The organism is Paraburkholderia sp. EG287B, assembly GCF_040965595.1.
Classification (GTDB): domain Bacteria; phylum Pseudomonadota; class Gammaproteobacteria; order Burkholderiales; family Burkholderiaceae; genus Paraburkholderia.
Genome location: NZ_JBFRCG010000009.1, coordinates 236,856 through 258,125, shown reverse-complemented (window position 1 = coordinate 258,125; position 21,270 = coordinate 236,856). Strand labels below are relative to the sequence as shown.

General features: G+C 59.5%; 18 protein-coding genes and 1 pseudogene. 8 read left to right on the top strand and 11 right to left on the bottom strand.

The window, feature by feature from the left end; translation table 11 throughout:
- Window positions 1-27: 27 nt before the first annotated feature.
- From AB4Y40_RS18365 to AB4Y40_RS18330, 8 genes are all read right to left on the bottom strand, one after another.
- Window positions 28-768: an aspartate/glutamate racemase family protein gene (locus tag AB4Y40_RS18365; RefSeq protein ID WP_368688947.1), complete on the bottom strand. Its 741-nt coding sequence runs from the start codon at window positions 766-768 to the stop codon at window positions 28-30.
- Window positions 769-817: 49 nt separating this feature from the next.
- The gene (locus AB4Y40_RS18360; protein WP_368688946.1) at window positions 818-2,146 is read right to left on the bottom strand and encodes a M20 family metallopeptidase; all 1,329 of its coding nucleotides are present in this window, start codon (window positions 2,144-2,146) and stop codon (window positions 818-820) included.
- 9 nt (window positions 2,147-2,155) lie between these two features.
- A complete protein-coding gene (locus tag AB4Y40_RS18355) occupies window positions 2,156-3,181 on the bottom strand; it encodes an FAD-binding oxidoreductase (protein WP_368688945.1) in 1,026 nt (341 codons plus the stop codon).
- Between the two features lie 35 nt (window positions 3,182-3,216).
- Window positions 3,217-4,623, bottom strand: coding sequence for an amidase (locus AB4Y40_RS18350; protein WP_368688944.1), 1,407 nt, complete (start codon window positions 4,621-4,623; stop codon window positions 3,217-3,219).
- 168 nt (window positions 4,624-4,791) lie between these two features.
- Window positions 4,792-6,156, bottom strand: coding sequence for a Rieske 2Fe-2S domain-containing protein (locus tag AB4Y40_RS18345; RefSeq protein WP_368688943.1), 1,365 nt, complete (start codon window positions 6,154-6,156; stop codon window positions 4,792-4,794).
- A 476-nt stretch (window positions 6,157-6,632) separates the two neighbouring features.
- Complete coding sequence (locus AB4Y40_RS18340) at window positions 6,633-7,640, bottom strand: AraC family transcriptional regulator (RefSeq protein ID WP_368688942.1); 1,008 nt, start codon at window positions 7,638-7,640, stop codon at window positions 6,633-6,635.
- A 42-nt stretch (window positions 7,641-7,682) separates the two neighbouring features.
- Window positions 7,683-8,141: a hypothetical protein gene (locus AB4Y40_RS18335; RefSeq protein ID WP_368688941.1), complete on the bottom strand. Its 459-nt coding sequence runs from the start codon at window positions 8,139-8,141 to the stop codon at window positions 7,683-7,685.
- 328 nt (window positions 8,142-8,469) lie between these two features.
- Window positions 8,470-9,048: a TetR/AcrR family transcriptional regulator gene (locus AB4Y40_RS18330; protein WP_368688940.1), complete on the bottom strand. Its 579-nt coding sequence runs from the start codon at window positions 9,046-9,048 to the stop codon at window positions 8,470-8,472.
- A 129-nt stretch (window positions 9,049-9,177) separates the two neighbouring features.
- Between AB4Y40_RS18330 and AB4Y40_RS18325 the strand changes: the two genes are divergently transcribed.
- Both AB4Y40_RS18325 and AB4Y40_RS18320 read left to right on the top strand, forming a co-directional pair.
- Complete coding sequence (locus tag AB4Y40_RS18325; protein ID WP_368688939.1) at window positions 9,178-9,912, top strand: SDR family NAD(P)-dependent oxidoreductase; 735 nt, start codon at window positions 9,178-9,180, stop codon at window positions 9,910-9,912.
- Window positions 9,913-10,141: 229 nt separating this feature from the next.
- Window positions 10,142-10,276 (top strand): annotated as a pseudogene (locus tag AB4Y40_RS18320) (NADP oxidoreductase coenzyme); the annotation flags it as partial.
- Between the two features lie 103 nt (window positions 10,277-10,379).
- Here the strand turns inward: AB4Y40_RS18320 and AB4Y40_RS18315 are convergent.
- Window positions 10,380-10,847 carry a CBS domain-containing protein gene (locus AB4Y40_RS18315; RefSeq protein ID WP_368688938.1) on the bottom strand — a complete coding sequence of 156 codons (468 nt, stop codon included), beginning with the start codon at window positions 10,845-10,847 and terminating at the stop codon, window positions 10,380-10,382.
- 156 nt (window positions 10,848-11,003) lie between these two features.
- Window positions 11,004-11,933: an N-acetyl-gamma-glutamyl-phosphate reductase gene (gene argC, locus AB4Y40_RS18310; protein WP_368688937.1), complete on the bottom strand. Its 930-nt coding sequence runs from the start codon at window positions 11,931-11,933 to the stop codon at window positions 11,004-11,006.
- A gap of 128 nt (window positions 11,934-12,061) precedes the next feature.
- On the opposite strand from argC, the gene AB4Y40_RS18305 reads away from it, so the two are divergent.
- Window positions 12,062-12,946 carry a LysR family transcriptional regulator gene (locus tag AB4Y40_RS18305; RefSeq protein WP_368688936.1) on the top strand — a complete coding sequence of 295 codons (885 nt, stop codon included), beginning with the start codon at window positions 12,062-12,064 and terminating at the stop codon, window positions 12,944-12,946.
- An 80-nt stretch (window positions 12,947-13,026) separates the two neighbouring features.
- Here the strand turns inward: AB4Y40_RS18305 and AB4Y40_RS18300 are convergent, their stop codons facing one another.
- Window positions 13,027-13,326, bottom strand: coding sequence for a hypothetical protein (locus AB4Y40_RS18300; RefSeq protein WP_368688935.1), 300 nt, complete (start codon window positions 13,324-13,326; stop codon window positions 13,027-13,029).
- Window positions 13,327-13,961: 635 nt separating this feature from the next.
- Here AB4Y40_RS18300 and AB4Y40_RS18295 point away from each other — a divergent pair.
- The 5 genes from AB4Y40_RS18295 to AB4Y40_RS18275 all read left to right on the top strand — a co-directional run bounded on the left by AB4Y40_RS18295 (window position 13,962) and on the right by AB4Y40_RS18275 (window position 21,255).
- Entirely contained in the window at window positions 13,962-16,772 is a 2,811-nt protein-coding gene (locus AB4Y40_RS18295; RefSeq protein WP_368688934.1) for a bifunctional YncE family protein/alkaline phosphatase family protein, read from the top strand.
- 171 nt (window positions 16,773-16,943) lie between these two features.
- A complete protein-coding gene (locus tag AB4Y40_RS18290) occupies window positions 16,944-17,720 on the top strand; it encodes an energy transducer TonB (RefSeq protein WP_368688933.1) in 777 nt (258 codons plus the stop codon).
- A gap of 25 nt (window positions 17,721-17,745) precedes the next feature.
- Window positions 17,746-18,477 carry a MotA/TolQ/ExbB proton channel family protein gene (locus AB4Y40_RS18285; RefSeq protein WP_368688932.1) on the top strand — a complete coding sequence of 244 codons (732 nt, stop codon included), beginning with the start codon at window positions 17,746-17,748 and terminating at the stop codon, window positions 18,475-18,477.
- Window positions 18,478-18,492: 15 nt separating this feature from the next.
- Window positions 18,493-18,909 (top strand): ExbD/TolR family protein, encoded by a 417-nt coding sequence (locus tag AB4Y40_RS18280; protein ID WP_368688931.1) that lies wholly within the window; start codon window positions 18,493-18,495, stop codon window positions 18,907-18,909.
- A 27-nt stretch (window positions 18,910-18,936) separates the two neighbouring features.
- The gene (locus tag AB4Y40_RS18275; RefSeq protein WP_368688930.1) at window positions 18,937-21,255 is read left to right on the top strand and encodes a TonB-dependent receptor; all 2,319 of its coding nucleotides are present in this window, start codon (window positions 18,937-18,939) and stop codon (window positions 21,253-21,255) included.
- Window positions 21,256-21,270: the final 15 nt, after the last annotated feature.

Below are 21,270 nucleotides of genomic sequence, written 5' to 3'. Positions count from 1 at the left end.
TCCTTAACGCAGGCATCCTTGACGGCTTTAGAAGCCGAACGCGGCATCCTTGTTCGTCTCCGGGCCCGGGAATGCGGTCTTGCTGTGGCACAGACCGAGATCGAGCAGCATTTCGCAATACTTGTATGCGACCACGCCCGGGTTCAGAACCGGTACGTTCAGGTGCCTCGCCAGGTATTCGTGCGACTGATGCATCGTGGTGGAACCCAGGACCAGCACGTCCGCACCGTCTTCTTCGACTGCCTTCCTGCCCGCCTCGACCAGGGCCGCGAATACGATGTCTTCCTTGCCCTGCAGCAGTTCCTGTGTATCGGGGCGAACGCCGATGTCACGAATCGAGGCGAGACGATGTTCCAGGCCGTATTCCTTCGTCGTCTTTTTGTACAGCGCGTGCCACTGCGGCCACATCGTCAGGACGCTGAACTTGTGACCCAGCGAGCACGCGAGATGGAACGACGTGATAGCGGGGGCCATCACCGGAATCGACAGACGCGAGCGGAGCGCGTAGAGGCCCGAATCGGAAACCGTGTTGATACACACGGCATCGAAGCCCTGCTCCTCAGCCTTGATGCCCGCCTGAATCACAGCCATCTCCATGACTGCCATGTCGAGGTACGAATCCGCGAGCGTCATGACCTGACCGGCGCCTACGAATTCGACTTCGATGTCCGCGCGCTGCATCGAAGGCGGCAGTTGCGATTCCACTAGCGGACGAGTCGCCTCGCTCATCGGCACCGGGAAAATCATCTTGATGCGCTTCTTGCTCATGTCAGTCTCCTTCCTTGCTTTCTGGTTATGGAACTACGACCACAGAAACTCAAAGGCCAAGCTCGCTCCGGTCGCGGGTAAGCGTGTCGATCGCCGCATACAGGATTTTTTCGGCGCAGGGCATCAGGTCCGGAACATAGGTGGCGCCCATGCCGCCCAGACCCTCGGCAACCGGTACCGGAGCGCCCTGAGCCGGCCACGGCCAACCGATGCGAGCAGTCGGCACACCATAACGACGCAGCGCCGCACCGTCGGTTTGACCGGCCAGCATGTCGGGTACGCCATGTGGACGTCCCTCGATGTGCTCCCAGCCGCGCTTCGCCGACTGGATAATCCAGTTCTCCGGATCCGTGGTGCCGCCCGGGACCGAGCCGTACATCTCCCAGTCCATCGTGATTTCCGGATGGCGAGTCTTTACGTCCTGGATAAAATTCGCGAACTGTGCCTTGACATCAGCGGGGCTCGTCCGGGGATTCACGCGAACGTCGAAGAAAATCTCCGTGACTGCGGACGGGAACGCAGGCCTTTCGATCTGACCGCCACGAACGCCCGCAATCCAGCCATGGGGCTCGATAACGCCCGACGTATTGCGTTTCGTATATTCGGGAAGCCAGGCTTGCAGCGCCTGGATCACCGTGGCAGCGGGAACCACCGACGAACGGAAACCCGGCACGTCGTGCGGGATACCCGCATAGCCCATCGTGCCCTTGACCGTGATCTTGAACCACGCCATACCCGGTTCTTCGTGATAGACCCAGTTCCACGGCTTCATGATGATTGCGAAATCGGGGTACATGCCACGATTCAGCAGATTGATCACGCCATTCGACATGCCCGAATGACGCTCCTTGATGTCAACGGGCATTCCGCCGTCGGCCATACCGACAAGCAGATTGCCCTTCAGCGGAATACCCGTTTCCAGCACCACCGTTGCCACTTCAACGTGCGTGGCGATCATGCCCTTCGGATTCGAAGCGCCGAGGCCGAACACCCAGTCTTCGATTTGCCTGGCGTGCGGCTGCAAATCCGCTTCTTGACCGGGGCCCGAAAGTATCTCTTCTTCCCTGGTGCGATCCAGGTGAGTGTCGATAGGCGCATAAAGCAGCAACGACGCGCCGCCACCGGTGCCCCGGTGTTCACCCATAACCGAACGACTGATGGCCGAGTTGTCATGCGTTTTCGTACGCAGCCCGATCAACTCCATGTGACGCTGCATATAGTCAGCAGCTTCACGCGTCGAACCCGTAGGACTGTGTATGTCCGTCAGCTCGAACAGCAGTTTTTGAAGACGCCTCGAACTCAGGTTGGCCTTGGCCTTTTCGTACCATTCGGTCTGCTGAGCCGAAAACGGCATTTGCTTCGTAGGATTGAATTGCATGCCCATTCCTCAATTCGATGCAACAAACTGCTCTGCGAAAATCAATTCCGGCTTCATGCCCAACTCGATCAGACGCGTGGTCGCCGCGTCGATCATCGGCTGCGGACCGCACAGATAAGCCACCGTGTTCGGATCCGTCACATCGCCTTCCTTGAGGGCCGAGACCGGCGATCCTTCATGCAGGCCTTCCGTGGCGTGGCGATCCACGCAGATGCGGGTCTTCAACGTCGGCAGCCAGTGCTGACGCAGTTCCATGTCATCCAGCGCAAACAGCGCTTCAGGCACCGCGCAACCAAACGAGAGCAGCATCGGCGGCTTCTTGCCAGACGCCTGCCTCAGGCCGTCGATCATCGACAGGATCGGAGCCAGACCCGTTCCACCGGCAACGAAGATGTGCGGCGCACGACGATGCTCTTCACGCAGGAAGAACGCGCCATAGGGGCCCTTCATCGTCAGAACCTGGTCCACTTGCGCCTCGTTTTCGAGGAACGTGGACATCGCGCCATTGGGCAGCAGCCGGACCAGAAATTCCATCTTCGGCAGAGTCAGCGACGTAGACGACGGGCTGTAGCTGCGGAGAACACCCAGACCCGGTACCGTGATCTGCATGAACTGCCCGGACCTGAATTCGAGCCAGTTGCCTTCGGCCAGCTCGACAGTCAAACGCATGACGTTGGGTGCGATACGCTCCACGGAGTCGATGAAGACCTTCACCTCCTGGGCGACCGACGAGCCGACTTCCGAACCGTATGCGACGTTGAATGAACAATCCGATTCGGCCTTCGTCACGCAGAGCAGCCGGTTTCCTTCTGCGTATTCCGAAGCCAGGAGCGTCGAACTGGCACCGGGGATCGTCACGGCCTCTCCTTCCGCGAGCTTGCACGTGCACGACGCGCAGGCCCCGGCCTTGCACTGATACAGCACGGGCACTTCGGCCTTGATTGCGGCTTCGAGAATGTTTTCACCCGACCCGGCGGCAAATGTACGGCTCACGCCATCTGAGAAGTGAATGGTTACCTGATGAGCTTGGGTCATGACTTAATCCGCAAAATAAACACTTTCAATATCCATCAAGCCAACCCAGGCGGGACCTGACGATGCCAATCACTATGACTCTGCAATACCATGCCGACCATACACAGCAGATCGTCTTGATACTTGCGGCCAATGAGTTGCCCACCGATGGGCAATCCTTGCCCGGTAAATCCGATGGGTACCGACAATGCGGGGTGTCCCGAGGCGTTGAACGGCGACGTGAACTGAATCAGGCGCCGGTTAGCCTCAGGATCCGAAGCCAAACCTGCCAACTGTTCATACGTCGGTGCCGCGTAGGGCTGCACCGGAGCCAATACGGCATCCACTTCTGTGAATACCGCATCCATCTCGCGGGTAAACTGCTGGGCATCACGAATGATGCGCTCGTAGTCCACAGCCTTCAGTTCCCGCCCTTGATCGATCAAACGGGCCAGTGCGGGACCGTATTCAGCGGCCTTGTCGGGATACGTCGCTTCATGAGCAACAGCCGTTTGAACCCCGCAGTGATGCTCCCAGTTGGAACTGGTCGCCCGTGTATCCGGAACCTTGATGCTCTTGATTTCGCCACCGGCCTCAGCAAGGATGACCTTGACCTGCTGAATCGCGCGCTGAATCACGGGATCGACGCCATCCGAAATCCACGCTTCGTCCAGGCCGATTCGCAATCCCTTGAAGCCCTTCAGGAAATTTTCGAATCGTTGCTCGTCGATGGTGGCAAGCAGTCGTTGCGTATCGTGACCACCAATGATTGCGAGAAGGAGCAGCACATCACGGGCCGAGCGAGCCATGGGGCCCACGTGATCCAGCGATGCAGCCAGTTCCATCGTGCCCTTACGGCTGATCGTGCCGTAAGTGGTTTTCAATCCAGTCAGATTGTTCGCTGCACTGGGGAACCGCACCGAGCCACCCGTATCGGAACCGAGCGTGCCGTAGCACAGACGGGCCGCAGTAGCGACACCGCAACCCGAGGAGCTCGCACCACACCAGTGTGCGGCGCCCCACGGATTAACGGGATCAGGAAACGTCGGATGGTGGATGGCAAAGGCACCTTCCGTCATTTGCAGCTTGCCCAGCATCACCGACCCTGCATCTTGCAGGCGCTGCACGACCGTCGCGTTTTCCGTGGGTACGCGCAGTGCATGGATCGGCATACCACCGGCAGTCACGATGCCCTTGGTATCGAACAAATCTTTGACTGCAAGCGGAATACCGTGCAGGGGACTCCTTACGTCCCCGGCCTGAATCTCCTTCTCTGCTTGCTCAGCCTGCTTCAATGCCAGCTCAGGGGTGACACGGGCATAGCTATGCAATTTCGCGTCCAGTGCTTCCACGCGGGCCAGAATCGCCCTGGTGACTTCTACCGGACTGATCTTGCCGCTGCGAATCTGCAACGACAGGTCGTAGATTTCGAAATCAGGCAGGTCGCGTGGAAGGCTGCTCATGACGGATACGGGTAATAAATTTAGTTAGGTCCAGGCCTGATGGCACACAGAGACGAGAATGAAGACCGATAGCATGACGCATCGATCTCCCTCCTCGTAACCGGACATCAGGATGCTGCAAGGTGCCAAGGGGAACTGACAGGCACCCCGGCGAGTGCCGATCAAGCTTTAGAACCAGACTTGATCCACAAAGTACGCCGGGCGCTTGCCATCCGCGAGATCCTTGAGGCGCGTGCTATGAGTCTTCACTGCACCGTAGACGCCCTTGCCAGGCTTCGCGATACCCCGGTTGTGGCGCGAAGCGAGCTTGCGCCACGTGACCGGAGAAATGTCGGTCGACACCAGTTGCTCGTCGTCCCAGCCCGTGCCGTCCGCGTAGAAGTGCTGCATACCTTCGCGGGCGTAGAGGTCGCAGTCGTTGAAGCCGTGCAGGCACAGTTCCTTGTATACGCGGTCAAAGCGGTACTTGAACTTCTTGCGATCTTCTTCGGTCGGGCAGATGCGGACGAGCACTTCCCAGTACTCGTGCAGATCGTCCGTGATCGGAACGTACCATTCGTACTGAACGACGTGCTCTTCCGGCCAGTTTTCGACCATGAGCACACCCGGGAGGACCACCGACGTGCGATAGAAGCGACCGTTCAGGTTGTCGATCTTGAGGCCCAGTTCCTTGTTTTCCAGCACCGGTTGCCACTTGTCTGTGAACAGCCATTGCATCATGCCCTTCGGACCATTTTCGTCTTCAATGACCTGAATGCAGTCGTCCGAGACCGGCAGAATGCCCAGCGGGAGCACCCAGTCGTTCACGTGAACGATGGAGTTGTCCTTGTGAACCAGGATGTGTGCGTTGTCGAAGCCGTTTTCGCACGCGATACGCCAGTTGCCGAAGCCCGTGCGGTGCATCCCGTGCGCGACTGCGTTGTCGTCCAGGATCGATGGCGTGTCCGGCCACAGCGGGTGCGGGAAGCGCTCGTTGTTTTCCGGGAAGCGGAACGGCAGGTCATCCGACAGCGGGGGAACGTCTTCGAGCGGGAAGTCGTCTTCACGAACGAACACGAAGATCATGCCCGCGACTTCCTGAACCGGGTACGTCGTGATACCGGTCGTGCCGATCAGCTTGTCCTCCGGATTGGCAACGATGGTCGAGAGCTTGCCGTCGTCCAGATTGAACGTGAAGCCGTGGTACCAGCACGTGATCGTTTCCTTGTTGAAGCACATCGGCTTCTCGGAAAGACGAATGCCACGGTGAACGCACTGGTCCTTGACTGCGTAGACCTTGCCGTCGACGCGTCGCAGCACGATGGGCACGCCGGCGATCATGATGCCCTTGATGCCCGTCTGGAGTTCTTCTTCGTTCTCGGTCGTGGTTTCCACCAGTTCCTTGCTGAACATCGCCGGATACCAGTGGTTGATGAAGCCCCAAGCTGCGTCCTTGTAGGGCTGGTATTGCGATTGCGACTTTGCATCGTTGTAGCGCGAATCGCTGATCGAATGCTGCGCTACGCGACGACGAACAACAGTTTGGTTCGACATCTGTCTGTCTCCTCAGAGGGGGCTAGCCCTTGTAAAGGGGGTAATTTTTTTGCGCACCAGGTAAGGCAGTGACCGCAGGACGAATCGTATTACCCGACCGCGTACTCGACACTCCAATGACTACGAGCCCTATCCCATCTGTGCATTCAATATGCGTTTCGAGGGTTTATCCCTACAAACACAAACGGGGCTCCTGAGAGCCCCATCTGGGTTAGCGTTTGATTTGATCAGCTATTAAATTCGTAGTCCTTTTCGTCTACGGCATGGCGAAATTCCCACGGTGAAGGACCAGCGGGGTCGCTCCATTCTCGGTTCAGCGTTGTCGAAGTAACAAGGGGGCAAGCGTTCGGATCGTCGAAAGCATTGGCGAGCCGGCGCACGATTTCCGGATTCTGGCCGCACTCGGTGAAGATCTTCAGTTGCCGCTCAGTCGGGGGGGCCAGGTGCGAGTTCGCGACGCTCCCCTGCTTACCGGCTTAACGAGCTAGTGTTTCGCTAGGGGTCTCGCCAAACCAACGTTTGTAATAGGTGGTGAAGTGACCTAGATGGGCAAAACCCCACTGATACGCTACTGCCGTCACCGTTGTATTTCTTGGATCTGACTTCAACAACTGCTCACGCACCCGACTGAGCCGGATGCTCTTCAGCAGATGCATGGGTGATGTATTCCGGTACTTTCTAAAGCCTGTGTATAACGAACTGGTGCTGACCCCTACGTGCTCCGCAATGGTTCCCACCGTAATAGGCTCGTGCGCCCGCTCCTCGATAAAAATCTCTGCCTTCCTGATAAACGCCGGAGTCACGGAGCGCGACCGATCTTCGTTAAGTGCCAGACTATGATTGCTTGCTTGACTGATGAGCAGCAGCGAGCCGATCATGTGCTCGATTTGCGCCGCCAACAGCGGCGATGACGAAGGCGTACCGTCCAGGTAATCGAAGAGCCACTGCATGGTGGAAGCCCACCGTCTGCCGGCAGCGGAATCGAGCGGCATTGCAGTATCGAATTCCACCCGGGTTTGCGCATCATTGCCGAGATGCTGCCCACACAGGCGCTCCACCAAACCGCGATCAATACGGAGAATCAGCTTTTCGGTGCCCGTCGTGTGAACGATTTCATGTTGTTGCCCGGCATTAAGAATCGAACCTACCTTAGGCGATGAACTGACGGACTGATTGCCATTGGTGATATGCTCACCACCACTGAGTGGCACCTGTACTAAATAAAAATCATCAAATGTAGTCGGTCGAATCCTGAGTTCGCCGCCATAACTCATTCGGCCAATGCCGATTGATCCGTACTTTCGATACATTAGACGCGCATCGAGTTCACCGCGCACGTCAATATTTCGAAGTTCATTTTCGCAGAATGTACGCGTGCCCCAATCTCTGGCCTGTTCTATATCCCGGGTCCGAAATAACCCGGCATCGGCTGAGGGACTAGAGTCGTCATTAGCCTCAGAATGCAACTCCTCTTTTAGTTTCATTGGCTTTATAACTCAGAAGTATTCAGCTACCGGGGATCAGGACTAGATTACTGGAGAAGTATACATTCCTTTAAACAACCCACCCATACGTGTCTCCCCTACCGGCAACGCGAACTGGCCCTGATCAATTGCGGAGGTCGAATTCGGCTGCTTGCGCAATGCTGATTTCTGAATTTTCTGTCGAGGAATTGGGTACTTTACAAAGGCGAACCGCCCTGGGAATCTTGATCGAAGCCAGCAGTGAGCGGCCGTGAGCGACGATTTCGCCGGGCGTGCGTTCCACGTGGGGTCGGAGTTCAATAAGGGCACAAGGAAACCCACTACACTTCGGACATCGGCAGTCAGAACACCCGTGCGGAACCATCCGCCAGCGACCGTCTCTTCTGGCGCCTTTTTATTCTTGTGGGCATAGACATTGGACGTGCGAACCTGGAGGTCGACCGGGGTCAGCGGGGTGTAGTTGGCATTGCAACGTTGCAATCCATCTTCATACTTGTGCATTCGCACCGTCTCCGTCTATTTTTGACTGCTCTCTTGAATGCCTTGATCGCAGTCAAGATTGTTGCACGCAGACTATTCCAACCCCACCTGGTGAACTATCCAATTCGTGCACACACTATCCCGATACTGCAAGAACCGTAGCCCCCGACTGAGTCAACGCTGAGCAAGAAGGGTCAAGGGTGAAGACTTGAATTCACAACTCGAGCTATTTCGACTCGCCGGCGCGATAGCGGTCGGCTGCCGACGCCCGAGATGGTGGGCCAGCACTGACGCCATTAACCGCAAATCTGCGACGTCTCGGGCCCGCGCATCCGATCGCCGATCCGACTCAACACCTTGCCTTCCTGACATCGCCGCTTGTCCGCTCGGACAGAATGGCGCTCGCAATGACCTGAAAGAGATGATCGGCCCGCGGCGCGAATGAGGGTTGGTCACCGAGCCAGCCGAGCGCCGACATCAGCGCGAACAGGTCGTCGCCATTCACATCGGCACGCGCGGATCCCTCGGCCTGAGCACGGAGCAGCAGGCGCTCGCCCGCTGAGTGCACCGCTGCGCATGAAGCGTAAAGCGCGGAGTCCGGGGTCGCGTGGGCGCTCGCCATCATCGCGACAACGCCGCTATAGCTATGGACGAATGCCACTCCTTCGCGAAACCAGGACACGAGCGCTTCGTCAGGTGGATTCGACGTTTCGAGTTCAACTGCCTTCTGCGTCAGCGCGTCCAGATTCTCTCGCAGCAACGCTTCGAACAAGGCTTCTCGAGTCGGGAAATGACGAAACAGCGTGGCTAACCCGACGTCGGCCCGGCGGGCGATATCTCGCATGGACGCATCGGCGCCATGCTCGGTGACGACGTCCCGCGCGACTGCTAATAGATGGTCGTAATTTTTTCTGGCGTCGGCCCGCATAGTTTTCTTGACAAGTGGATCAGTGATCCGTATCTTCGGAATCGGGATGTGGATCAGTGATCCACAAGATACAGCGGATTTGTGCAAATGGGAACAGAGACGCTGTCCGACACCACGAAAGGAGCCAATATGGGAAAGCTCGAGGGTAAGGTTGCAGTCATCACCGGTGGTTCGAGCGGCATGGCGCTGGCAAGCGCCAGGCGGTTCGTTGAAGAAGGCGCCTATGCTTTCATCACGGGCCGGCGGCAGGAAACGCTGGACGAAGCCGTCAAGTTGATTGGCCGGAACGTCACCGGCGTGCGCGGCGACGCCGCCAATCTCGACGATCTCGAGCGCTTGTTCGATACCGTCAAGCGGGAAAAGGGCAAGATCGACGTCCTGTATGCGAGCGCCGGCTGGGGCGAAGCCGTCCCACTGGGCGAGATTACCGAGCAGCACTTCGATGCGATCTTCGACCTGAATACGCGCGGCACGCTGTTTACGGTTCAGAAGGCGTTGCCGCTGTTCAACGATGGCGGATCGATCTTCATGACCGGGTCAGTTGCTTCGGTAAAAGGATTTCCTGGTTACGGCGTGTATGCGGCGAGCAAGGCGGCGTTGCACTCATTCGCACGCACCTGGCTCAACGAGCTGAAGGGCAGGAATATCCGCGTGAACGTGCTGAGCCCGGGGCCGATCGCGACACCGATGCAGGACCAGATTCTCGACGAGGCGGCGAAACGGATGTTCGAATCCGTGATTCCGCGGGGAAAAATGGGGCGTCCCGAGGAAATTGCGACAGTCGCGCTGTTTCTTGCTTCAGACGATTCGAGCTTCGTGAATGGGGTGGAGTTGTCCGTCGACGGCGGCTTGTCGGCCATCTGAAATCGCGCCGTAAAGCTGCAAGTGAGTGATCCAGATTGTGTATATAAATATGGATTCCTGATCAATAAGCGGAATTGGCTTTGATGATTGTCCAGCGGCTATTGTCACGCCCGCTCGCGCTGCCTTCGCTGCAAACGGCGGGAGCGCGCCTCCGCGCATCTGGTATGGCCCGCGTCGCGCATCGCGCGCGGCGGGCCACCAAACGCGGGTAACGGTCCCGGTGACGCCGGTCGCCGCTTTGGCCGAACAGCTCGGTTTCGCGCCGATTTCGCCAGGACCGCTCAAGGACGGCGGCTCGCTTGTCCAGGCCAAGGGGAATAGCTGGGCTCAACTGATCTTCAAGGATCTCGTCAAGTTCAAATAGCTGCGCGTTGCGACAAAGTCAGATCGACCACGCGCATCGCTAAATGCGTGCTGGTGATCTGACCGAGATTCAGCTGACGCCTCCCTGGCCGCCCGCGAGTGGTTTAGTAGGCGCCACCCGTGTCGACGGTCAGGTAGAGCATGTCATGCTCGAGAATGCTGATGAAATGTTCGTCTTCCTGGATCAATTCTTCGAGGACATCGCTATTGGATAGCACGCCGATTACCTTTCCCGAATCGATGACCGGCAGATGCCGGATCCGCCTCGTATGCATCAACGCCAGGCACCGGTCACAGGTATGCTCGGGCGTGACGTAAAGCACCTCGGTGGTCATGATCTCGCCGACCTTCGTCTCTGTCGCGTTGCGCCCGGCCAGTTCGACCTTGCGCGCGTAATCGCGCTGAGACAGGATGCCGACAAGATTGCTGCTCTGCAGCACCAGCACGGTGGTGACATCCTTATCGGCCATCAGACGCAGCGCCGTCAGCACTGAGTCCGCGGGGCGAACCGAGATCACCTCCCGGGGGTTCCCGGACAGAATTTGCCGGGCGGTTTTTCGCTCCTTTTTCATGGTCGTCTCCTGTAGAAGACTGGCAGTGGCGCGCCGACGCCATCAGTCGGCTCACAACGAAAGGGTACGCTCCTTCGCGTCGCTACAGGAAGGTCTGCTGCCGGGAAAACCACGGGAGATCTCAGCGTCGAAAACGGAAACTCAAGCGGCCAGCCACTATTGCCGCGTGAGCATGAGGTTCAGGTTCTGAACCGCCGCTCCGGATGCGCCTTTGCCAAGATTATCGAAAACCGCCGACAGCAGGACGTGCCCGTGTTCCTCGTCATGAAATACGCTTAAGTGCATGTCGTTCGTACCGTTCAGCACTTGCGGATCCAGCTGTTTTAAGGCGCTCGATTCGTGCAGCGGCAGGACTCGTACGTGAGTTGCCTCGGCATAGTGGCGTGCGAGGCATGCGTGTAGCGTGGCGCCATCCGCGCCGGGTGCCAGCAGCCGCAACGCCAGCGGCACCGTCAGCACGATGCCCTGGCGGAACGCTCCGTACGCAGGGACGAAAATGGGACGCTGCGCAAGCGCGGCGTGCTGCTGGATCTCCGGCGTGTGCTTGTGCGCGAGTTCCAGGCCATAGACCTGGTATGAAGGCGCGATGCTGGCGCCCGTCCCCTCATATTCCTCCACGCCGGCACGCCCGCGTCCGGAGTAGCCGGATACCGCATGAATGCTGATGGGGTAATCGCCCGGTATGAGCCCCGCCTGCACCAATGGTCGCAGCAGGCCGACTGCACCGGTCGGATAGCAACCAGGATTGGTGACCCGACTTGCGTTCGCAATCTGCTCAGCCTGCCCCGGCGTCATTTCCGGAAAACCGTAAGTCCAGTCCGGCTGGGTGCGGTGCGCGGAGCTAGCGTCGATCACGCGGACGTCAGGATTGACAATGGCGCCCACTGCCTCACGCGCGGCGGCATCCGGCAAACAGAGGATGGCGATGCCGCAGGCGTTGATGGCTTCTGCGCGACGCCGTGAATCTTTGCGCTCCGCGGCGGCAAGTGTGAACAGTCTGATGTCGGTCCGGTTGCGCAGCCGCTCGTGGATTTGCAGACCGGTGGTGCCTTGGTCGCCGTCGATGAAAACTACGGGAGAGCTCATACGTGGATGACTCCGCTGACTGTGGGTTGGAACAGGAAAACGAACCCGTATGTTGCGCGGACCGATAGAATAGGGAAAGTTGAATTTCATAACGCAAACATTCAGTTTTTCTGAATCTGGACGCCGTCATGCGAGAGATCAGTCTGGACCGCTTGCGCACTCTGGTCGCCGTTGCCGACCAAGGTTCATTCGCCGATGCGGCGCGTGCCTTGCACCTGGCGCCGCCAACGGTCAGCCTCCACATCGCCGAACTCGAAGACCGCATTGGGGCCCCACTCCTGTTACGCAAGCGCGGACATGTGGGGCCGACGTCTATCGGCGAGGTGCTGGTGGAGCGCGCGCGCCGACTGCTGGCCGACGCGGAGCAGGCGTTGGACGATATTCAACGCCAGGTAGAGGGGCTCGAAGGGCGTGCGCGTCTCGGCGCGTCCACAGGCGTGATCGCGCACCTGCTGCCGCAGGCGCTCGATGTCCTGCGCGAGCACCATCCCGCGATCGACATTCAGATTGCAGTGTTGACGTCGCAAGAAACCTTGTCCCGGCTGGTGGATGGAACGCTGGATATCGGGCTGGTCGCGCTGCCCCAGCCCCCGGTGGCCGGACTCGTGATAAAACCCTGGCGCCGCGACCCTGTAATGGCCTTCGTGCCGGCGCATTGGCGGTCGCCGGCCCGCGTTACCCCTGAATGGCTCGCCGCCCAGCCTCTCATTCTCAATGACGCGACCACGCGTCTCTCGCGTCTGACTGCGGAGTGGTTCGCGAACGGCGGGCAGCATCCTGAGCCGCGCATTCAGCTCAACTACAACGACGCGATCAAGAGTCTGGTAGCGGCAGGTTACGGCGCAGCGCTGTTGCCCCATGAGGCCACTACGCCATTACCGGACAGTCGCATTGTCATGCGTCCGCTGCGCCCGGCGTTGTGGCGACGGCTCGGTATTGCACATCGTGCGGGGTACGTCGAGCGTTCCACGCAACACGTACTGAATGTGTTGTGGGATTTGCGATTGGCGTAGGCGTCGCCATTTGTCGCTCAGATTCCTTTTTCGCTGAAAATGCCGCTGAATGTGCGGACTACCTGGTGGCCCATACGACATCACCGTCCACCGAATAAGTGCGGCATTCCTCGTGGCCGTTTGCACACCGCACCAAAGCCGCTTAAGAGCTGGCAATACTGCGAGACCTTCCAGCGCTGCCGCATCGCGCTGCGCGCAGGATCGAAGCCACCGGAAGCCCACATGCCGCTCGTGCTGCCGATAGCGATAGCCTTAGGCGGCGGCGCCGCCAGATAGCTCGCAAAGAATGCTGTCTTCTGCCGTGCGTTGAGATAGGGAACTGCGCTGAAGTCGTTGATGCTGTCCGCCGACCAAGCGGCCTGCGGCAGCGCGGCAAGCAAAACGAAAGCACCATGAAGAAAGGAAAGCGAAAGCTATAGGCGTAGCGGCATCTATTCTTTTTTGTTTAGGGAATTCGCTGCGGGCTGCCTTTACGGCAACGCGTCGGTACGTCGTGATCTACGGCACATCACAGAAAAGACTTTAAGAATTGACCCTACATGTCCTCGATCTGCGCACGCACGGGACCCGCATGCAAGCAGACAGCTATCCCATGCATAAAAAGCTTCCGCGCACCTTGCTTGCGAACGCAACGAGACGGTGGCGGCCTCTACAACCTTCACTTATCTGTCATCGAACCTGGCAAATAACTGACGAAGCAATAAAGAACGATTCGCATTCTGAATATCCACGCTCGAATCATGTCATTCGATTGACATTCGAAACTGACTAAATGTTACCGGGCTGAAAGCGCCGGGATGGCGCCACTGCAATACATCCCACCTGGTCCAATCGCTGGCACGTCTCCGCAATCAGGGGCAACAGACCTGACAAATGATTCCGTTTGAATCGAATTTGGCGTTTCTGTTTTGATTATCTGGAGAGAACCAAAATGAATCGTAACGTCGTTCAATCTGCCTTAGCATTAGGATTACTGACTAGCTGTATTGCATTTGCAGCACCGCCGCAGGGCAACATGGAGCTTCTGCCGACGGGCCAGTTCATCTCCCCGAGAGCCATTCCGGGCGCTGTGCAGCAGCTGCTCAACCCGCAACTCGCGGCAAAGCCGACCCAGGTCGTCAGCGGCGCCATCCGGTCGCAACTCAGCCCGGACGGTAACACGCTGGCCGTGATTACGGCGGGCTACAACACCGTCTACACGGGCGCCAGCAACAGCACGCTCGACAAGACCGACTCGACCCAGTACATCTTCATCTACGACGTGTCGGGCGCCAACAAGGCCAATCCGAAGTTCGTCCAGGCCATCCACCAGAACAACGCGTTCGATGGCCTCGTCTGGAATGGAAACCAGACCCTGTACGGCACCGGCGGCGCCGACGACGCGGTCTACGTCTACAGCCGCCCGTCGGCACTTCCGTCGGCCCAATGGTCACAGACCGCAGCCATCGCCCTGAATCACAGCAAGGGGATCGGCAACGGTGTGAAGCCGAATGCCGGTGGTCTCGCACTCTCCGGCAATGGCCGGATCCTCGTCGTCGCCAACAACTACAACGACTCGATTACCATCATCGATACGACGACGAACACGGTCACGTCGGAATATGATCTGCGCCCGTTCAACACGTCGGGCACGCAAGGCGCCGCAGGTGGCGAATACCCGTGGGCCGTTTCGCTGAAATCCGACGACACCGCGTTCATCTCGTCGGTGCGGGACCGTGAAGTCGTGGTGCTGAACCTGTCGAACCCGGCCGCCCCGCAATTCATCACTCGCATCCCGGTGAAAGGCAATGCCTACGGCATGACCCTCTCGCCGGATCAGTCGAAGCTCTACGTCGCCGTAGCGAACACCGACCAGGTTGCAGTCGTCAATACCGCCAGCCACCGGGTCGAGAGGACGATCGACATCGCCAGCCAGTCCGGCGACGGCGATGGCGACGATCAGGGCCACGGCAACAACAAGAAGTACAGCGGTCGCGACACGGTGAACGTGACCGTGTCACGCGACGGCAGAACCCTGTATGCGGTCAACAACGGCGACAACTCGATCGCCGTGATCTCGCTCGATGGCGACGAAGGCTACCACGTCACCGGCCTGATCCCGACCGCCTATGCGCCCAAGGACATCACGCTGAGCGCCGACGGGTCGCAGATGTACATCATCAACGGCAAGTCGAACACCGGCCCGAACCCGCTGTACACCTCGGGCACCTCGGCCCAGTACCAGTTCGGTCTCGAGCAGAGCAGCCTCGTGAGCGCACCGGTCCCGCGGGGCGATGTGCTTGCCCGGCTGACCAGCCAGGTCGCCGAGAACAATCACTACTCGGCGAGAGAGTCGGAAAGCGATCGCCAGACGATGCATTTCCTGCGCAATCACATCAAGCACGTGATCTATGTCGTCAAGGAAAATCGCACCTTCGACCAGATTCTCGGCGACCTCGGCAACGGCTCGAACGGCGATCCCTCGCTGACGATGTACGGCAAGTCCACCACGCCGAACTTCCACAATATCGCCGGCAACTTCGTCACGATCGACAACTTCACCGATCCGGGCGATGGCTCCATGGACGGCTGGTCGTGGGTGCAGCATGCGCACGTCACGCCGACCGAGGAGGTTTCGCAGCAGGAGAACTACGCTGGCGTGAGCCGCGGCATGTCGTATGAGTCCGAAGGCGCCAACCGCGGTCTGCCGGTCGGCCTCGCCACGACTGCCATGCGCGACACCGCCTCGGGCGGCGCCTATTCCACGGTTACGTCGTCGCTGCCGGGCGGCACGGCCAACGCGCTGCCGGGGATCGCCGATATCTCGGTGCCGGATGCCCCGTTCGGCTATCAGAAAGCGAGCATCTACGACGCGGTGCTGCAAGCCGGCGGTACGGTTCGCAACTACGGCGGCATGGTCAACAACACCGGCTCGATCGGCACGATCGCCAGCCCCCTCCTCACCCCGTTTGCCTCCGGCAATATTCAGGTCTACCCGCTCAAGCCGTCGCTCGTCACCCTGACGGACCCGTACTATCGCGGCTTCGATCAGGCCTATCCGGACACGTTCCGCGAACTCGAATGGAACCGCGAGTTCCAGCAGTACGTCGCGAACGGCCATCTCCCGTCGTTTGAATTCGTCCGCATGGGTTCCGATCACACCGGCAGCTATGCGCAGAACGTCGGCCAGATGGGTACCGCTGAGCAGGAGCAGGCGGACAACGACTTCGCGGTGGGCAAGCTGATCGAGACGGTCGCGCACAGCCCGTACGCGAAAAGCACGCTGATCGTGGTGGTCGAGGACGACTCGCAGGCCGGCTCCGATCACGTCGACTCGCACCGTGCTCCGGCCTATGTCGTTGGCGCGTATGTGAAGAAGAACGCCGTGGTCAGCACCGCCTACAGCCAGGTCAACGCGGTCCGTACCATGGAAGACGTGCTCGGCACCCAGCACATCGACCTGAACACGGCGTATGCGCAACCGATGGCCGACGTCTTCGACACCGGCTCGGACGGTTCGTGGACCTACACCGCCGTTGCGTCGACGATCCTGAAGGGCACGAACGTGGGCAACGTGGCGACCGGCCCAACCTCGGGCGGCAACGACGGCAACCAGTATGCACAGGGTCCGGACATTCATCCGCTGCATGACGCGACCTACTGGGCGAACGCGACGAAGGGCTTCGACTTCTCCAGGGAAGATCGCGTTCCGCCGGAAGTGTTCAACCGCGTACTGTGGGCGGGCGTGATGGGCAACAAGCCGTATCCGGAGCCGCACTCGGTCTATACGAAGCCCACGACCGATGGCGCGAAGACGGTCGCTGCCGCTGACGACGATGACGATTGAGCGAATCACGTCGTCCGGACGTTGCGTTGACGGGGTCGTGACGCCCGCTGCGCCAGGCGCACAGTAGCTGGCATCGGTAGGCGGCTGCCCGTGGGGGCAGCCGCCGCCCGCTGACATCGACGCTCTGCGCAGACGTTCGATAAAGCGAACCGCTTGAACCGGATCTACCGCATGCAGATTTCGCTGCCTTTTATTGCCGATCGCGAGCCCGCATCGCCCGACAGACTGAATGTGCGCGCAACGAGCGCCATCGTTGTCGTCGCTGCCATTCACGCGGCGCTACTCGCGGTGGTGCTGAGCGGTCGCAACGACCCTGTGCCGCCGCCCGCCGAGCCGCGCACGATCACGGCCGAACTGCTGAGCCCCGCGCCGGTTACGACATCCGCCGTCGTCCAGTCGCATCCTTCCCGGATCGAGCACCGTGCGACATCCTCCGACATTGCGAAGCCAAAGGCGCAGCCGCAAAATATCAGGAAAACGAATCATGTGACGACGCTGCATGAAACCATGGCCCCATCACCGCGCAGGCTTGCTGCAACCGAACCCGTGGCGGCACAGTCGAGCGCCACCGCCTCCTCGACACCAGCAGCACCCGCGGCCGCCGCACCGGAAGCCGCCGCATCGTCGCCCGATGCCGTCTCCGCCCGCCCGACAATCGCACTGGCCGCTCCGCAGGACATCTCGCATCTGCATTGCAGCATCGCACAGCCGCCCTACCCGGCGCTCTCGCAACGACGCGGCGAAACCGGTTCGGTGATGGTGAAATTCATCGTCGGACTGACGGGGCAGCCCGAATCCGTGGAACTGAAAAGCGGCAGCGGACACAGCCGCCTCGACGAAGCGGCGCTTGCCGCCGTGCGCGACAGCACATGCCAGCCGTATCTCGAGAACGGTACGCCGCGCCGCGTGCCGACGTCTGTTCCTTTCGTATTCGCCCTGAACAACTAGCGCGGACGTTTATAGGGAACCCACCATGCAAAACTATGGTATTTCGCACTTCCTGGCTGCCGGAGACTTCGTGTCGCGCGGCATCGCGCTCGCACTGCTGGTCATGTCGGTGCTCTCATGGAGCGTGATCATCGTCAAGGGCTGGAATGTCATCCGACTCAAAAAACTGGCCCGTGACATCGATCAGACAATCGCACAACTCGATGAATTCACGGACAGGGCATTGCAATCGGAAGGCCGAGCAAGCACGGCGCGGGAAAACCCGTTTCTCGCGCTCGCGCTGGCCGGCAAGGAGGCCGCCGCTCATCATCGCAGCACGCAACCGCTTTTGCGCGAACGCATGGACGTGTCGGACTGGATAACGCGCTGTCTAAAAGACACGATGGACGAGAGTGTCGCCCAAATGCAGGGCGGTCTCTCGATCCTGGCATCGATCGGCAGCACCGCGCCGTTCATCGGGTTGCTGGGTACGGTGTGGGGCATCTATCACGCCATGCTTGCAGTCGGGGCGACAGGCGAGTCGTCGATCGATCAGGTCGCGGGCCCGGTCGGCGAAGCGCTGATCATGACGGCGTTCGGCCTCTTCGTCGCCATTCCCGCTGTGCTGGGCTACAACGCGCTGACGCGCGCCAACAAGTCGCTCGCCGGCAAGCTGAGGCGGTTTGCGCATCGGCTGCACGCGTACTTCGTGACCGGTTCGAGCCTCTCGCCGTCGGTCCACGACAGCGGCCTGCGGCTCGCGACCGGCAGCGACTGACCTCGAGATACGGCAATGGCCATAACCCCGTTTAGTGACGACGAAGACGATGGGCTGATGGGCGAAATCAACATGACGCCGCTCGTCGACGTCATGCTGGTTTTGCTGATCGTCTTCATGGTGACGATCCCTGCGCTGCGCCATGCGGTGAAAGTGGAACTGCCACACGCAAGCAGCCAGAAGGAGGACGCAAAGGCGGCGCAGGTCAATGTGTCGATCGAGGCCAATGGCACCGTGCTATGGGACGGGCAGCCAGTAGCACCCAACGCGTTGCGCACGAAGATCGCCGCGGCGGCACACGAGAAACCTCTGCCGGAACTGCGGCTTGGCGCAGATCGCAAGGTGGCCTACGAAGCGGTGGCACAGGTGATGTCCGCCGCCTATGCAGGCGGCCTGACGAAGATCGGATTCGTCACCGAGCCCAAACCATAGACCATTGCTTCGCCAACCTGCTTCGAGGTGGCGGGCGGGCCGTTCGTAAAACGGCTCTCCCGTTGTCTATTTGCAGCTTACATATGCAAGTCATTTGCATTCAAGAATATAGGGGGCGACGAACTATCAGAAATCCCCAAAAACAGGATGACGTTAATGAAATCGTCCCCGTCTCGCATCGCAATCGCCGTATCGGTTGCGTTTACAACGCTGTCTTTTTCCAGTGCAGCGAAAGCTCAACAGGCCCAGCAAACGCAAACGCCATCGACACTGGATACGGTCGTTGTTCGCGCAACCAGACCGACGACCGCGCCCGACAACGTCAACGATCCTGACCAGACCGCAGACGTCAGCAAGACCGGAACCCCGATCGGCGACCTGCCCATGACGGTGCAGGAAATCCCCAGCGGGCTGCTCAAGGAGCAAGGCGCCACGAAGCTACAGCAGAGCCTCAGCAACGCCACCGGGGTGAACTCCGGCGGACCGGATGCCAAGGGCTTCTTCGATCACTTCATGATCCGCGGCCTCCAGGCCCAGATCTACACCGACGGGTTTTCCGACGGCGATCAGGTCAACGGCGTTTCGCATTCGCTGAACGGCGTCGAACGTATCGAGGTTCTCGAAGGACCGGGTTCGTCACTCTTCGGCAGTGGCCCGCCGGGCGGCACGATCAATATCGTCCATTACACGCCGTCTCCCACGCTTCAGTATGGCGGCAGCGTCCAGGCCGGTTCATTCGGCACGGTCTGGGGCAGCGCGTATGTCACGGGGCCGACCGGCCTCTCCGGTTTGAACTATCGCGTCGACGCGACAGGTGCAAGATCGGACGGCTACCGCAGCTTGTCGTACTGGGACAAGGAGATCCGTCCTGCAGTCGAATGGAAAGTCGGCAACCACAAGATCGACTTTTCGCTCGAGGCGCAGGACTCCCGCTCGACGCCAGATTCGTACGGCATCATCTATTACAACGGCACTCCCATCCGGAACGTCCCGTTCGACGCGAAGTATTCGACGCCGTTCGCCTATGCGCGTGCAAGTTACGTTCGCCCGACCCTCACCGACGAGTGGAAGGTCAACGACGTGCTGACGATCAACAACCGGCTGTCGTTCCTGCACCGTTCCTTGGAATTCTTTGGCAATGGGGATAGTTCGAAGACGAAGGTGGTCGGCAACGAGGTCGTCAACCGGCAGTTGCGCCAGCAAAACGATTCGGACAATACGCTCGACTATCAGCTCGAACCGGTGTGGAAGTTCGCAACGGGCAGCGTCAAGCACACGCTGCTGACTGGCTTCGAGTACCAGCATCAGACCATCAATACCGATCGCTCCACGGCGGACCTTCCGAATATCGAAGATGTGTTCGCACCGGTTCCGCCCGAAACGTCGCTTGCGAGCCTGCATTTCCTTTGTGATGCGAAGCATTCGTGCGACAACGATCATCTGGTTGCGAACTTCTACAGCCTGTACGCCACCGATCAGGTGGATGCGACCAGCAAGCTGAAGATACGCGTCGGTGTGCGAAAGGACTGGTGGCAAACGTCGCTGACACCGGATATCACCGTGCCCGGCCGGGTGGACAACGAAGGCGTACCGATACTGGCCGGCAATACTTACTCGCGCAACGATGCGCCCGTGAGCTGGAATATCGGCGCGCTTTACAAGCTCACGCCGTGGATGTCGCCGTATTTCGGCATATCGAAAAGCTATCTGACGAACTTCAACTCGGAGAATACGCAGACGGGCATCGGCGCGCCTGAATCGGCGCTGCAGTACGAGGTAGGCGTCAAGTTTTCATTCCTCGACGGCCAATACGTGCTGAACACGGCACTCTTCGACGTATCGCGCGACAACGTGGCGACGCCGACGACCGTCAACAACATCGAAACCGTCGTGTACGACAGCCAGCGCACACAAGGCGGCGAGGCGTCTCTCGACGCGGGCATCACGGATCACTGGCATGTGATCGCCAATTTCACGGCTCAGCACGCCTATGTCACGAGCAATCCCCAAGGGATAACGGCGGTCGGCCACCGTCCGCAGGACGTGCCCGCGTTCATGGCGAATCTGTGGTCTACCTACACATTCGCGATCGCAGGCCATCCCGGGTTTCACGTCGGAGCGGGCATCAATTACATGAGCAAGGTATACAGCGATATCTCGAACATCAATTCGGTGCCGTCCTATGTCATCGCCAACGCGGCGTTCGGCTATCAGGCGAACCACTGGGGCGTGGATCTCAATGTCCACAATCTGACTAACCGCCGCTACTTCATCGCCGCCAATGAGGCCGGCGCCTATCTCGGCGAGCCCCTTAGCGCGTACGTTACCCTGCATGCCGATTTTTGAGGGAGATCTACGCCA

Excerpts from the sequence above, each read along its gene's own strand:
- AB4Y40_RS18365 (WP_368688947.1), bottom strand. The coding sequence starts at position 768 with ATGAGCAAGAAGCGCATCAAGATGATTTTCCCGGTGCCGATGAGCGAG.
- AB4Y40_RS18360 (WP_368688946.1), bottom strand. The coding sequence starts at position 2,146 with ATGCAATTCAATCCTACGAAGCAAATGCCGTTTTCGGCTCAGCAGACC.
- AB4Y40_RS18355 (WP_368688945.1), bottom strand. The coding sequence starts at position 3,181 with ATGACCCAAGCTCATCAGGTAACCATTCACTTCTCAGATGGCGTGAGC.
- AB4Y40_RS18350 (WP_368688944.1), bottom strand. The coding sequence starts at position 4,623 with ATGAGCAGCCTTCCACGCGACCTGCCTGATTTCGAAATCTACGACCTG.
- AB4Y40_RS18345 (WP_368688943.1), bottom strand. The coding sequence starts at position 6,156 with ATGTCGAACCAAACTGTTGTTCGTCGTCGCGTAGCGCAGCATTCGATC.
- AB4Y40_RS18340 (WP_368688942.1), bottom strand. The coding sequence starts at position 7,640 with ATGAAACTAAAAGAGGAGTTGCATTCTGAGGCTAATGACGACTCTAGT.
- AB4Y40_RS18335 (WP_368688941.1), bottom strand. The coding sequence starts at position 8,141 with ATGCACAAGTATGAAGATGGATTGCAACGTTGCAATGCCAACTACACC.
- AB4Y40_RS18330 (WP_368688940.1), bottom strand. The coding sequence starts at position 9,048 with ATGCGGGCCGACGCCAGAAAAAATTACGACCATCTATTAGCAGTCGCG.
- AB4Y40_RS18325 (WP_368688939.1), top strand. The coding sequence starts at position 9,178 with ATGGGAAAGCTCGAGGGTAAGGTTGCAGTCATCACCGGTGGTTCGAGC.
- AB4Y40_RS18315 (WP_368688938.1), bottom strand. The coding sequence starts at position 10,847 with ATGAAAAAGGAGCGAAAAACCGCCCGGCAAATTCTGTCCGGGAACCCC.
- argC (WP_368688937.1), bottom strand. The coding sequence starts at position 11,933 with ATGAGCTCTCCCGTAGTTTTCATCGACGGCGACCAAGGCACCACCGGT.
- AB4Y40_RS18305 (WP_368688936.1), top strand. The coding sequence starts at position 12,062 with ATGCGAGAGATCAGTCTGGACCGCTTGCGCACTCTGGTCGCCGTTGCC.
- AB4Y40_RS18295 (WP_368688934.1), top strand. The coding sequence starts at position 13,962 with ATGGAGCTTCTGCCGACGGGCCAGTTCATCTCCCCGAGAGCCATTCCG.
- AB4Y40_RS18290 (WP_368688933.1), top strand. The coding sequence starts at position 16,944 with ATGCAGATTTCGCTGCCTTTTATTGCCGATCGCGAGCCCGCATCGCCC.
- AB4Y40_RS18285 (WP_368688932.1), top strand. The coding sequence starts at position 17,746 with ATGCAAAACTATGGTATTTCGCACTTCCTGGCTGCCGGAGACTTCGTG.
- AB4Y40_RS18280 (WP_368688931.1), top strand. The coding sequence starts at position 18,493 with ATGGCCATAACCCCGTTTAGTGACGACGAAGACGATGGGCTGATGGGC.